This is a genomic window from Lapidilactobacillus achengensis (genome assembly GCF_003946655.1).
GTDB classification, from domain to species: Bacteria; Bacillota; Bacilli; order Lactobacillales; family Lactobacillaceae; genus Lapidilactobacillus; species Lapidilactobacillus achengensis.
The window spans coordinates 55840-69926 of sequence record NZ_RHOV01000009.1; the positions used below are offsets into that span (position 1 = coordinate 55840).

A 14087-nucleotide genomic window follows, 5' to 3' on the forward strand; every position below is an offset into this window, starting at 1 on the left:
CTGATGTTTGCTAAAATGTTCCGTCTGTTTAGTTGTTAAAAGCGATTGTTTGCTAAAATGATTGTTTGCTAAAATGATTGGCTGGTAAAACTTGGTGTAGTCAAACGAGTTGGTTGGCAACAACTACTATTGTCAAACGAGTTGGCTGGCAAAATCCGTTCTTGTCAAAAAACTGGTCGCCCAAATCTATTGTTGTCAAACGAACTGGTTATCAAAATCTATTCTTGTCAAACAAGTTTGTTGTTAGATCAGTTGATCGTCAATCTGCGTCGCGTTCGCCGCGATCATGCGCCTGATTTCCCCGCGGTTAAGGCTGGCGCGCCATAAGTCTTGGCCTTGTTCACGGTGACGTAGACTTGTTGGTGTGGCTGGTATTGCGCCAGCGCCACCTTATCGACGAAAATTTTCAACGGTTGTTCCTGATAGGTCAGCGTGATGATGCCGTAATGACCGGCGCTGCTGACGTGATCGATCCGCGCCAGGAAATCGCCGTGCTCCGCCGACAGCGTCGCGTCTTCGGGCCGAAAAGCCTGCACATCCAAGCCTTGGTCGAGAAAATTCATTTCCCCAATGAAAGAAGCTGTGTAACGATTGATCGGATTTTCATAGATGTTTTGCGGCGTGTCAATCTGGGCGATGCTGCCCTTGTCCATGACCACGATGCGGTCGGACAAAGCCATCGCCTCTTCTTGATCGTGAGTGACAAACGCCACGGTCACGCCGGTTTCCCGTTGGATCCGTTTCAATTCCTCCCGCATTTGTTGGCGAATTTTCGCGTCCAAAGCGGAATAGGGTTCGTCCAGCAGCAACACGGAAGGCTCCAGCAAGAGCGACCGACCAATGGCGATCCGCTGTTGTTGACCTCCAGAAAGTTGGCTGGGATATTTCTTGACCACTTCCGGCATCCGCAAAAGTTGCAACATGGCGGTGATTTTTTCACGGATCTTACTTTTCGCCATTTTCCGCAGTTTCAGGCCGAACGCCAAGTTTTCATAAACAGTCATGTGGTCCCAAAGATTGTAACTTTGGAAAACCATACTGGTCGGCCGTTTGTTCGCCGGCAACTCGGTCACGTCCTGGCCATCGATCAGAATGTGGCCGGAATCGACGCCTTGAAAGCCGCCAAGACAGCGGAGAATCGTGCTTTTGCCACAGCCGGAAGGACCGAGCAGCGTCAAGATCTCGCCATTTCTGATTTCCAAATCAATGTCGCGGATGCCATCACCGTTTTCATAAACCTTGGAAATGTGATTGATTCTTACTTTGATTTCTGTCATAGTCGTGGTTCACTGGCGGCTGATGTTTACATCATGATGCCGCCAGAGAGGATCCCCTTTCCAAATAATTTGCGACAAACGAGCAAAATGATCACCGTGGGAATCAGCAACAACACGGAGAATACCGCGCCGGCCATCGGTGGATAGTCCAAAATCATGCCGTACATCGAGGTCGCCATGGTTTTGACTTCGGGAAAGCCGACCAAAAGCGTGCCCTGCGCCTCTTCCAACGACCCCAGAAATGAGAACATCGCCGCCACCGCGATTCCCGGTAGCGCGATCGGCATGGTGATCGACAGGAACGTCCGTAACGGCCCCGCGCCCACATCCCGCGCCGCTTCTTCTTGTTGGATCCGGATTTTCTGAAAAGCGCCCGAAGGAATCCAGATCATGAAAAGCAACATGTTCAAAACGTGGATGATCACCACGCCCGTCAACGTTCCCATCAAATGAAACCGATAAAACAAAATGCCGATCGCCGTGTACAGCCCGATTTTAGGGAAAGCGTTGGTCAACAAAAATGAAAACAGAAAGAAACTTTTCCCCTTAAATTGTAAACGCGCCACCGCATAAGCCGCGGGCAGGCAGATCACCAAGGAAATCGAGGTGGCGATCAAGGCGATCAACAACGAGTTCAACATCACTTGCAATAATTCCGGCTGCCCCAGAATGTAGCACCACCACTGCAAACCAAAGCGCGTCGGCAACAAATGCGGCGCCTGATAACGCTCGGCGAAGATCAGCATGGCCGTGTTCAACAACGGCCCGAAAAAGAATAGAAAGAAAACAATGAAAATCAGCGAATCAATCACGTATTTCTTTCCGAAAGTATAAAAAATCCGCCTGGGACTTAGGTGCTTCATAGGTTCCTCCCCAATACAAAAACTGAATTTGGTCACATTATAACCACCCAGTGGCTAAACTCAAACGACTGGCGCGCCAGCCGTGCCCTCCTTTCTGAAAACTGGTTATAATATTAAGCAATCAACGTAAAGTAATTGTAAACATTAGGTAAATTTGCTGTAAATCGCTGCCGCGAGAGCGACTGTTTTTCCCGAGAATTTGGGGAAGAAAAGCCCCTCCTGCGTAAGAGGGCAGTGTGAAGGACTAATCGCGCAGAAGTTGTCATTTATCAAGGAGTAGAATGATATAATGGTTCTATTAAGATCAAGAAGTTTAGGTGGTTGGCAAGATGGAAAAAGGGCTTTATGAGCGTTTGATTGATCAGCGCTTAGCGACAATTTTGCAGACGTTAACGGATGACGTCACTCGGGCCAAGGTAGACGACAGTGAATTGCCGTTTTATTTGGCGGATCAATTGAAACGCTTGGCTTTGGCCCATTTTCTTGATGAGAAAACGGCGGAGCAGATTCCCGATTTTAATCGGTTGGTTGAATTGTTGCGGGCAGATGGATCCTTGTCCACTACAAAGGATGAAGAATTGCTGCTCACAGAAATTCGCGCGCAAAAGACTGCGGCGCAAATTGTGCCAGAAACAAAATTAGTGGAACCGACGCTGTTTACTGGTCGGAGCTCGAAGAATTTTCCTAGTTTGGCCAGCGAATTTAATAAAGAAATCCGCTCCAGTAATGAGATTGATTTGATCGTGTCGTTTATCAAAGTTGGCGGAATTAACACCATTTATGAAAGCTTGAAGACCTTTACGGAAAACGGGGGACAACTCCGGATTTTGACGACCACTTACATGGGGGCCTCCGACGCCAAGGCCATTCAGCGCCTGGCGCAACTGCCCAATACGCAGGTGAAGGTTTCCTACGATACGAAGGCGATTCGTTTACATGCTAAAACTTATATTTTCCAACGGGCGACCGGCTTTTCCACGGCTTATATTGGCTCGTCTAATATCTCCAATGCGGCGCTGACTTCCGGCCGAGAATGGAATGTTAAAGTCACCAACGCGCGCTTGCCTGAATTGTACAAGCAACTCATTAGTGAGTTTGACTTGTTTTGGAATTCGTCGGATTTTGAGCGTTATGATCCACAACAAGATTTCCCCCGCTTGGATCAGGAATTGGGGACGGCTCAGCTAACGCCCGGAACGGCTTTGCCCCTGGCTTATTTCGACATTAAGCCCTATCCTTATCAGCAGAAAATTCTCGATGAATTGTCGAATAAGCGCAAAAATGGGGTGAACCGCAATCTGGTGGTAATGGCCACCGGCACGGGCAAAACGATTGTCGCGGCGCTGGACTTCAAGCGGTTTTTTCGGGATAACCCGCAGGCTAAACTGCTGTTTATTGCCCATACCGTTGAAATTACGCAGCAAGCTTTGGCGACTTTCCGCCAAGTGTTGCAGGATCAAAACTTTGGTAGCTTGCTGGATGGCATCAATAAGCCGGCCAGTTTGACCCATGTATTCGCGACGATTCAGACCTTTCGCAAACTCGTGGCTGATTTTCCGGCGGATTATTATCATTACATTATTATTGACGAGGCCCATCACACCGGCGCCCCTACTTATTGGCAAACCTTGGATCAGCTCCAACCACAAATTCTGCTGGGTCTGACTGCGACACCAGATCGGATGGATGGCTTCGATATTTTGGGCCATTTCGACCAACAAATCTCCGCCGAACTCAATCTGTTTGACGCGATTGAGCAAGAGTATTTGGCGCCGTTTCAGTATTTCGGAATTTCTGATAGCGTCGATTTAGCCCAAATTGAATTTCATGCTGGCGATTATGATTTGCCGGCACTTTCGCAAGCTCTGTCCAACGAAAATCGCTTAAACACGATTTTCGCGGCCCTGGAACGCTATGGCCTGGCCACAAACCAGATTAAAGCGATCGGTTTCTGTGTCGATCAAGACCACGCTAAATATATGGCCGCCAAATTTACAGAGCGCGGCATCCCGGCGACCTATTTGATCAGCGCCGAATCTGAGCGCCGGGCTGAAGTACGCCGCGCACTACAAAGTGGGCAGGTCAACTTTGTTTTCACTGTGAATATGTATAACGAAGGCGTCGATTTCCCTGAGGTCAACACCGTGCTGTTCCTGCGGCCAACCCAGTCGAAGACAATTTTCCTGCAACAATTAGGTCGGGGCTTGCGCCGAGCGGAAGGCAAAGATTTCTTAACCGTCCTCGACTTTATCGGTGGCCAAAATAAAAAGTATAATTTCCAGACCAAGTTCAAAGCACTGATTCGCAAAGGCACCGTGCGGGCAGCGGTGGAAAACGACTTTCCCTATGTTCCTGCCGGATCGGTTGTGCAATTGGAGCGGGTGGCCAAGGAAACCGTCCTCCAAAATTTGCGCCAACAAGCTACAGGCAAGAAATGGTTCCAAAATGAGGTCCGCGAATTTCAGGATTCTTACGAACTAGCGCCAACATTAGCCAATCTGGTGGCCAAACTCGACGTCACACCAACCGAGATTTATACCGAGTTGTTGGACAAGAACACCACCTTAACTGATCTGCGGCAAGGGCCCCAAGCGCAAAGTGCCAACTATGCCTACGCCTTCAAGAACCTCGCGCCCAATAACAATAAGCATGTGTTTAAATTGTTGTTGAAGCCAGACCCCGCGCGCCTATCGGATCAAGATTATCGCTATTTATATGCCACTTTTTTCTCAGGAATTAAAAAAGGGACCGACAAATTCGTGGAAGTCCGTCAATTTCTGGCACAACCGAATGCCGCTTTACAGGCTGAACTTCAGGAATTAATTACCTATAAACAGCAACATGATTATTTGGAAGACAGCGTCGATGAGCACGGCTTCGTCAAATATGGCACCTATACCAACGCCCAAATTATGGCGCATTTGCCCGGGATGGAGCGAACTTTTGTCAACACATCCGGCGTGCTCAACGTCAAGGCCCGCAACAGCGAAGTCCTCTTCGTCACCCTGGAGAAGAGCGAACAAGACTACTCACCATTGACCATGTACCAAGACTTCCTGATCAACCGCCACGAGCTCCACTGGGAAGGCCCCCACAACCGCGGCAATAAATACGCCCAAGAACTGGCTAGCCGCGACGCCATCCTCCTCTTCATTCGCAAAAATAAACGCAGCACCAACTATTACTACCTCGGTGCCGTCCAACCCGGTACCATCACCGGTGCCAACCCCATCCAAACTAACTTTACTGTCAATGAAGACATCCCTGGACAAATTTATCAAGAGCTGGTGTGAGGTGCGTCGGGGTAGGGCGGGGAATTGACTGGGTAAGCGGGAGATAAGTGCGGTTTTATCGGTGGGTTATCGCTCATTTATCGCTTGGGGAGTGAGCGATAAATGAGCGATAAAGATGGAAATGATCTATAGAATGGTCAAGAATATAAAAATTTAGAAAGTTCAAGCCGAAAACAGCCTTTCTGATAACCAGTTTTTGAAATAAGAATGAATTTTGGGCAAAAAAAGAAAGCCGGAAGCATCCGACTTTCTTGAACGTACACCGAAGTGACACGCCCTTATGCCTGCTTTACACACTAACTAAATCGCCGGTTAGTAATTCCAGAAGTAGATGTTGTCCCACTGTTCAAACATCGTCTTGCCATCCAAGAAGGGTAATCTCAGAAACTCAGCCACTGTTTTGGCTTTGAAACTCAGCGGGTATTGGCACTCTTTGTGATTCGGCCAACCACCAGCTTCATAGTACGGATCGGGATCTGCAATCAACATACCATCTGTGTACATTTCGAGGAGATAATCGTGATTCTTGTAGGTAAAGTACAACACTTGATTCTCATCCAGAAGATCAAGGAATAAATCCTTGGTCAGGTCGTCAACCCAATCGCGGGGTTCGTCAGCTTTATTCATCTTGATACTCCTTCCATATTCGTTTCACCTTGTTGATATACATCTGATCTGACCGTGTCAATTTGATTTGAAATTTCACGTGGTGACTCGTGACATCACCTTCGTGCACGTGGGGTATTTGGCCCATGTGTTTGTGATCCAAATCTATTTGTCTACAAATTCTGCCGTCTGTCGCGTAAAATACAATTGACTTTAGTTTATTTCCTGCTGCAACTAGGACATACACCTGAAAATCCACCCTTTACTACCTCGGCGCCGTCCAACCAGGCACCATCACTGGCGCCAATCCCATCCAAACAACTTCACCGTCAACGAAGACATCCCCGGACAAATTTATCAAGAACTGGTGTGAGGTGAGTCGGGGGTAGGGCGGGGAAGTGGCTGGGTAAGAGGGAGGAAAAGCGCGGTTTTATCGCTCATTTATCGCTCGGGAGTGAGCGATAAATGAGCGATAAAGATGGAAATGATCTATAGAATGGTCAAGCATATAATGATTTAGGAAGTCCTAGTGAAGAATCACTACTGATTTTTTGAAATGAAAATGATTTATAAGCAAAAAAGGAAAGCCGGAAACATCCGACTTTCCTGAGCGTACACCGAAGTGATACACCCTTATCCGATTCCACTTTAACATTTCATTGAATCGAATTCAACTAATGGATTTATAAATAGGCAACTATTCGGCTAGGAAATCCCAGTGCCCCCTGGTTTTTTGGTTGAGAGTTCATCCCGGCCAATTGACCCTATCTTGGTCTTGAAACACGCTTTTTATCAGCTTCGGATTCCCATTTGATTTGTTTTAGTACTCTCTGGAAATTAAAGCAGTGAAACCACCATTTACACTTGTGTAAAAATGTAAACACTTAAGCTTTCTCCAGAAGCTAGAAACAGTAAAAAGCTGTAATCCATCCATGCAGTCGCAATCTGCCGGTGTTTTCTCAACTTGAATGAATCCACCGCAACAATCCTAATCTTACGTTTCTCAAACCCAACGTCAAATAAATTAAGGAAGTAAGCTATCGTTGCTTCCGCTAGCAATTCAATCTTTTTGTCGGAAATATTGAAGTTTCCCTCATTTCTTGATCCCCATCAATTATTCCCGCCGCGATTCGCGGTAGACTTGGTTCATCAAGTTAAGGAATAACAGTGATGGGGTGTTTTTTATGAAATTTCAGATGTTTGTGCAGAAGCACAGTAAACAGATTACGTGGACGCTGGGCGGGTTGATCGCGGCGGCGTTGGTGAGTCAGTATTTGTTGCATTGGCTGATTTTGGCGGATGTGTTGATGGCGATCGGTGGGGTGATCGGCGCGGTGCCGATCATGATCCACGCTTATCAGGCGCTGCGGGTCAAGGTGGTCAGTATTGAATTGTTGGTCAGCGTGGCGGTGATCGGGGCCTTTGTGATCGGTGAATATAATGAGGCCGCGGTGGTGACGTTCCTATTTCTCTTCGGGGAGATTTTGGAGCAGCGGACTTTGGACAAGACGCGGGCGTCGATCAAGTCGTTGACGGAAATGACGCCCACGACGGCGCTGGTGGTGCAAGCTAACGGCGATGTGGCCGAAGTCGATGTGGATGATGTGGATGTGGACGACGAGGTTTTGGTCAAAACAGGCGCGGCGATCCCCGTTGATGGGGTGGTTGTGGCCGGGACAGGTTACGCGGATGAAGCGGCGGTCACCGGTGAATCCCGTGCGGTCAAAAAGTCGCAAAATGACCAGGTCTTCTCAGGGACCATGTTGAGCGATGGCTATTTACACGTGAAGGCGACCAAAGTAGGCGATGACACGACTTTCGCGAAAATCATCGAGTTGGTTGAGGACGCGCAGGACACGAAATCCCACGCGGAGAAATTTATTGATCGTTTTTCGAAATACTACACACCGGCTGTTTTGGTGATCGCCTTCGTTGTTGGGCTGATCTCACGGGATTTCCGGCTGGCGATCACGGTGTTGGTGCTGGGTTGCCCTGGTGCTTTGGTGATCGGCGCGCCGGTGTCCAATGTGGCTGGGATCGGCAATGGCGCCAAGCGAGGGATCTTGATCAAGGGCGGCGAGGCGATGGATACTTTCGCCCACGTGGATACCTTCGTTTTCGACAAGACCGGCACGCTGACGACGGGGAAAACCGCCGTTTCCGCGGTGAAAACTTATGATGTGGACAAGGCGACTTTGCTGGGCTTAGCGGCGAAGGTGGAAACTTTATCCGATCATCCTTTAGGTCGGGCCGTGGTAGCGGAAGCCCAAGCGGACCAGGTGGACTTGGCCAGCTTAGCGATCAGCGCCAACCAAACGATCAAGGGTCAAGGCATCAGCGCCATCGTTGCTGGCAAAAAAGTTTTGGTCGGCAATGGCAAGTTGATGGCGGCGAACCAGGTGATTTTATCGGCGGCGGCGCAAGCGGATCTGACTGCTTTGCAACAAACCGGTAGCTCGACGATGATCGTGGCGATCGATGGGGTCGTCGCTGGCTTGATCGGCGTTTCCGATATTATCCGGCCAGAAGTCGCGGCGCAATTAGCGGCCTTGAAAGCGGCGGGCGCCAAGCATTTGGTCATGTTGACCGGCGACAATCAGGTCACGGCGGATTATGTAGCGCGGCAGTTGGGAATCGATGAGGTCCACGCTGAACTTTTGCCGGACGAGAAGGTCAAATTTGTCAAGCAATTTCAGGCGCAAGGGCGTAAAGTGGCCTTTGTCGGCGATGGCATCAACGACAGTCCTTCGCTGGCCACGGCGGATATTGGCATCGCCATGGGCAGCGGCACCGATGTCGCCATCGAAACGTCCGACGTGGTGTTGATGAATTCCAGTTTTGAAGCGCTGGTCCACGCGTTCCGGTTGGCGAAGAAAACCGTCCTGAACACCAAAGAGAACGTCTTTATCGCCATTGCGGTGGTCGCGTTCCTGCTGTTAGGGCTGATCGCCGGCTTCATCTACATGGCCAGCGGCATGTTCGTTCACGAAGCCAGCATCCTGGTCGTCATCTTCAACGCCATGCGCCTGTTGAACTTCGGCGGCAAGCGCCATCCCAACCAACCTACCACAACGCAAAGTGGCAAGTTGGTCGAAGAGTGAGTGATTAGCGTTAGGAAAATGCAGGGTCAGCAGACTGGAAAAAGGTTCTCGTGACCAGCCAGCTACACTAAAGAATCGGTTCAAAAGCGTCTAGAATTAGTTGTCACTCTCGAATTTTGAGAGTGATTTTTTTGATGAGAGTGCGGAGCGCAACGGGTTGGCTTGAAGCATTAGCCTATCGATGGCTTCGGAAGCTGCATTTTGCTTCTGAGACGATAACGTAGCTAAGCACAGAAGTCAGTTGGGTGGGATGGGCTTTTTATTGTAGCGCCTGCACGTGATTTCGAAGCAAAAGGGTGTCAGATTGGCGTCAGGGGGATAAAATTATCGGCATTATCCGGCATTTCGGTAACGCACGCATTATCTTTTTATGTTTATTTCCGAAAGTTCTCGCAACTTGACGGCGGTCAATTTTTTATTCGCCGCCAGCGCCTATACTAGGGTCATCAGTTAAAGAAAGGATGTTTTAAAAATGGCAGTCAATCAAAAGGTTACCTTACAATTAGATGCACTAACTTGCCCCTCATGTTTAACTAAAATCGAAGGTGGCGTCAAGGCGTTGCCAGGCGTCGACTCAGTCAAAGTGTTGTTCAATGCCGGCAAAGTCAAGGCGGAGATCGACAACACGCAGGTCAGCGCTGATGATCTGAAAAATACCGTTACGAAGTTGGGCTATGAGGTTGAGCAGGTCAAAGTTAAAGATCTTTAGGCTGAGAGTTGCTTGATTGCAGGTTCTAGTGGGGGTTGCTAGGCAGAATTGAGCTTATCTGCAATTGACACGAAGGATTTAACGAAGTGCTTTCGCAAGATTGAGGTCAAACAATTGCCCTCGTTTGGGGTGGTACGGCAATGCCAACGGATTCGGATTAGTTGGTTCGTACAGTTTGCATTGATTGAACATCCTTACCTGTCCCCTAAACAATCCTTGAGTGGCGACCGACCGGTTCGGTTGATTCACCGAGAACTAGGTTCGTTCATCAGACAAACTGTACCGGTGTCGCCAATTTAAAGCTTGTAACCACTAACCACGGCTGTCAATTGCGTGGTTCCTCATCAAATGACCAAACCCTTTTTTCAATAGTTAACAAGATCAACCAAAAATCACGGAGGTAAACATCATGACAAATCCAGAAATCGAAGCAAAGTACCAAGCAGAGTTGAAACAGGCCGACATCGACCACCACAAGCCCACGGCCGGAGCGATGATCGGACACATCGTCGCCAATATGTGGTATTTCGACGTGAAGTTGCATCAAGCACTCTGGTTCGTTAAAGGACCACAAGCCTTGCAACTTCAAGGTTTTTACCGGGAACTGATTGCCGAGAATCGCCAGCAATTGGACGAGTTAGGCGAGCTGCTCTTGGATGAGAATCAATTGCCGCCAGCAACCGTGGCGGAATACACCCAGTACACCAAAATGAGCGAAGACGCCCGGCTGAAATATGTGAGCGCGGCGGAATTGGTCGCGGAAACGGCGCAGGACTACACCACAGCCAATCTGTTCATTGACCGAGCAATTATTTTGGCGCAGCGGGAGAACCGCCCGGCGTTGGCCGCTTTCATGACTAGCTTGCGCGGAGCTAATAATCGGCGGACGCGGCAGTTACAAGCGCTCCTGGGCAAAACAGCTTGGGAAGGCTTGGTCGAAGAAGACGACGATGAGGATGATGACTAGGCTAAACCACGGTTTTCATTAGTTTTCGGCGCAGACTGATTGTTGAGAAAATGAGCGTCATCACCACTTTCCTCCCCCTTAAATGGTGGTTGGCGCCGAAGATTTTCCAACAATCAGGACAGAACTTCCTCAATTTTCAAATCATTTCCCCCAAGAATGATTTCCTCCTGAAAAACAGTTGATCCCGTTGATCAACTGTTTTTTTGTTGGCCTTGGCTTTGGAAATTGTCGCAGGGCAGTTATTCAATCGCGCCGAAAATTCCGGGGAAAACACAAAAAACTCCCTCTCAGGACCGCCCGGCGTTGATTATTTGCTGGTCGACCTAAGAAGGAGGTTTGCCTTTCTATTTAAATGGGCTACGCCCGACAGACTGCTGTGCTTAGCTACGCGATGGCTCTGGAAACAAAGTCCGGCTCCCAAATAATTGCTAGACCAATGCACAGGAACTCCCCGGCTTGATTCGTCAAGTACTAGGTCTGTTCATCAGACAGACAGTACCGGTGTCACCAATTTGAAGCTGGTGACCACTAACCACGCACGTCAACTGCGTGGATCTACATAAATTAGCCATGTCTTGTCAGTCGGTGTGAGTGCTCAACCGACTATGATAACGTTGAGCGGCTGGAGCGGAGAGAATTGGGGTGAGATCGCCGTGAAATTGGTCTTGGTGGCTATGCCACTTAGACCAAGGATCAGCTTTGAGATTCGCGAGTTTTGCGAAGCTCAAAGTGACGCCCACAGCGAGCTCGCCCCGATTCTCGCAGCGCAAGCAGCGGACATTATAGCCCCAGCGACCTGCGTTTAACCCTGATGCTGTGGGAGTTCGCCCTGACCACCCATGGCGGCGGTCAATTCTTCGATCCGTTCAACGGGGAATGGTGGGTTTCCCAACGGTTTCAAGGCGACGGCCATGAGTTTCATAGGATTATCATCGGCGGCGCAGCGATTGGAGCTTAGTTTGCCGCAGCGTTTACAGCGATGGATAATCGCCCATTCACCGCTTTTGCGGACCCAAACGCCGATCGGTTCCATAATACCACCACAGTTGGCGGCGCGGTCGCCGGGCTCGTCATCCACGTGCAGGCTGGCCAAGCAGTTGTAACAATGATTGCGGTGGTCGCTGCCGGCTCCTTGTTCGACGTTGAGCCGGCCACAGACTTTACAAGCGAAGCTATCATGGCAGGGATTGTTGCGATAATAGCCTTTAGCGTACATTTTTCGTTTATTTTCTCGATTCAAAGTTCTTTTCCTCCTGAAAGTGATCTAAGGGGTTTTCAGGGAGGCTTGCAGCGGTCAGTCGGGACAAACCTCCCCCGCGACGACGGTCACAATTGGAATTGTTGTTAACATGCACATTTCTCCATTTCTTAGTTCATGAATTTACTTTACCATGAAAATATCCTGAAAACACCCGCGTAAACGACCTAGAATTGTTCTGGCGAATCCATGGCGAACAAAAACCGTTGTAGCTGTTGACCACAACGGTTGTATTTATTCATTTTTTTTACAGTTAGCCAGGATCTTGTAGATTGTTTTCGTCGCTAAATAATATTCCGCCGCCAAGGATTTGACAGAGGTTCCACGGCAATAACGTTGGTAGATCGCTTGATTGCGCTGATCCAGCAATTGTCGTGTTTGCTTATTCGCGCCCCAAGCCTGGCGGTGCTCGTCTTTACGGGGAATGTAAAGATATTCACCGTCGGTATATTCTTGGATCGCTGCGATCAAGTGTTCAGGTAAGATCCGGGTTGCGTTTTGGTAGTCCAAAATCGGCGCCTCCTAATTCGATGATGCTTTAGGATCACGTTAGACTATCCGGTTTCGCTAGCTTTAGATTTAGTGATCGTGATAGCCTAAGCGTGGCACGATTCCGATTCAAAGTAAGTTTTAGTCATGGGAGGTTCAGTTCCTTTCTAGATGTTTTCAGGGTCGATTGGATCGGTGTGGAAAAGTTTCAAGTTAGTGGCGCTTTTTCACACGTTTACGCAGGTCTTTGACGGCGCCGCGGCTGCCAAACATCCGATTGAGTTTCTCGTTTTCTAATTGGCGACTGTTGAGGCCGTCGTAAGCCATTTCGTGTTGGAGTTTCTGGTAGCTGGCCCAACGCTCGGGCGCCAGTTCGCCGCTGGCCAGCGCGGCTTGAACGGCGCAACCGGGCTCACTTTGGTGTTGGCAGTCGTTGAATTTACATTGCGTTGCCAGCGTGGCGATGTCGGTGAAGGTTCGGTCCAAGTCGCCGGTGTAGATCTGTAATTCCCGCATGCCTGGGGTGTCGATCACCAAACCGCCGTCGGGGAGCAGGAAAAGTTCCCGGTGGGTGGTGGTGTGGCGGCCTTTCGCGTCGTCGGCACGGATTGCCTTGGTGGCTAATTTGTCTTGGCCCAGCAACCGATTGATCAAGGTGGATTTGCCGACGCCGGAGGAACCGATGAAGGCGCCGGTGGTTCCCGCCGACAAAGCTTGCTGGATTTCTGAAAAGCCTTGACCGTTTTCAGAAGAACAGGTGATAATGTCCACGCCAATACTGATAGCGGCGACTTGAGCAATCTTATCGGCTAGATCGTCACAAAGATCGGCCTTGGTCAGGACCACAACGGGCTGGGCTTGACTGTCCCAAGCAATCGTTAAGTAGCGCTCCAACCGGCGCAAATTGAAATCGGCATTCAGCGACATGCAAATGAAGATCTGGTCAATATTGGCGGCGATCATCTGTCCTTTGCTTTCATTGCCGGCTGCTTGTCGCGCTAAAGCGCTGGTTCGCGGCAAAATTTGTTGAATGATGGCGTTGCCGTGCTGGTCATCGGCGCGATCCAGCAGCACCCAATCGCCGACTGCGGGAAAGTCAGTCGGATCAGTGGCTTGAAAGACCAGCTTACCGCTGACTTCGGCGGCCGCTTCCCCATGTGCTGTCAGCACCCGATATTGTTGGCGTTGTTGTCCGCTGATCCGCGCGATGAAAAGGTCGGGGAAATTTTCAGCGGCTTGTTGAAAATGAGTGGTTAAGCCATAGTCAGTTAAGTTAAGGGACATTGTTTTTTGTAATTCCTTTCTAGTTTGTCAGTTTGTCTAATTTTTTTGAAGTTTTTCGCCCGGAAATTCCCTGCCGCCAGTCCACCGCAGTTGTCATTTTGAGTAAAAGAAAAGAGACTGGTCGCCAAACTAGCTCAACAGTCTCTTTAAATGAGAAGTTGGCGGCGGCGTTTTCGCGAAAGTTTGCGGGCAAAACAAAATAAACGGGTTGTGTTCCGTTCTTTCGTTATGCGTACTTTA

General features: G+C 49.3%; 11 protein-coding genes. 5 read left to right on the forward strand and 6 right to left on the reverse strand.

The window, feature by feature from the left end:
• Positions 1-284: 284 nt before the first annotated feature.
• Positions 285-1277 (reverse strand): ABC transporter ATP-binding protein, encoded by a 993-nt coding sequence (locus tag EKM94_RS06725; RefSeq protein ID WP_125599405.1) that lies wholly within the window; start codon positions 1275-1277, stop codon positions 285-287.
• 26 nt (positions 1278-1303) lie between these two features.
• A complete protein-coding gene (locus EKM94_RS06730) occupies positions 1304-2140 on the reverse strand; it encodes an ABC transporter permease (RefSeq protein WP_125599408.1) in 837 nt (278 codons plus the stop codon).
• Between the two features lie 329 nt (positions 2141-2469).
• Here EKM94_RS06730 and EKM94_RS06735 point away from each other — a divergent pair, with 329 nt between their 5' ends.
• Positions 2470-5433: a DEAD/DEAH box helicase gene (locus EKM94_RS06735; protein ID WP_125599411.1), complete on the forward strand. Its 2964-nt coding sequence runs from the start codon at positions 2470-2472 to the stop codon at positions 5431-5433.
• Positions 5434-5745: 312 nt separating this feature from the next.
• Here EKM94_RS06735 and EKM94_RS06740 read toward each other — a convergent pair whose 3' ends face one another.
• Positions 5746-6060: a hypothetical protein gene (locus EKM94_RS06740; protein ID WP_125599414.1), complete on the reverse strand. Its 315-nt coding sequence runs from the start codon at positions 6058-6060 to the stop codon at positions 5746-5748.
• 1163 nt (positions 6061-7223) lie between these two features.
• Here EKM94_RS06740 and EKM94_RS06745 point away from each other — a divergent pair.
• The 4 genes from EKM94_RS06745 to EKM94_RS06760 all read left to right on the forward strand — a co-directional run bounded on the left by EKM94_RS06745 (position 7224) and on the right by EKM94_RS06760 (position 11622).
• A complete protein-coding gene (locus EKM94_RS06745; protein WP_125599417.1) occupies positions 7224-9140 on the forward strand; it encodes a heavy metal translocating P-type ATPase in 1917 nt (638 codons plus the stop codon).
• Between the two features lie 472 nt (positions 9141-9612).
• Positions 9613-9849 carry a heavy-metal-associated domain-containing protein gene (locus EKM94_RS06750; protein WP_125599419.1) on the forward strand — a complete coding sequence of 79 codons (237 nt, stop codon included), beginning with the start codon at positions 9613-9615 and terminating at the stop codon, positions 9847-9849.
• 409 nt (positions 9850-10258) lie between these two features.
• Positions 10259-10816, forward strand: coding sequence for a ferritin-like domain-containing protein (locus EKM94_RS06755; RefSeq protein ID WP_125599422.1), 558 nt, complete (start codon positions 10259-10261; stop codon positions 10814-10816).
• 575 nt (positions 10817-11391) lie between these two features.
• Positions 11392-11622 (forward strand): hypothetical protein, encoded by a 231-nt coding sequence (locus EKM94_RS06760; protein ID WP_125599425.1) that lies wholly within the window; start codon positions 11392-11394, stop codon positions 11620-11622.
• Here the strand turns inward: EKM94_RS06760 and EKM94_RS06765 are convergent.
• From EKM94_RS06765 to rsgA, 3 genes are all read right to left on the reverse strand, one after another.
• Complete coding sequence (locus EKM94_RS06765) at positions 11619-12056, reverse strand: RNHCP domain-containing protein (protein ID WP_125599428.1); 438 nt, start codon at positions 12054-12056, stop codon at positions 11619-11621. The two genes, EKM94_RS06760 and EKM94_RS06765, sit on opposite strands and share 4 nt — an antisense overlap.
• 252 nt (positions 12057-12308) lie before the next feature.
• Positions 12309-12584, reverse strand: coding sequence for a CD3324 family protein (locus tag EKM94_RS06770; RefSeq protein ID WP_125599431.1), 276 nt, complete (start codon positions 12582-12584; stop codon positions 12309-12311).
• A 192-nt stretch (positions 12585-12776) separates the two neighbouring features.
• Complete coding sequence (rsgA, locus tag EKM94_RS06775) at positions 12777-13847, reverse strand: ribosome small subunit-dependent GTPase A (RefSeq protein WP_125599434.1); 1071 nt, start codon at positions 13845-13847, stop codon at positions 12777-12779.
• Between the last annotated feature and the right edge of the window lie 240 nt (positions 13848-14087).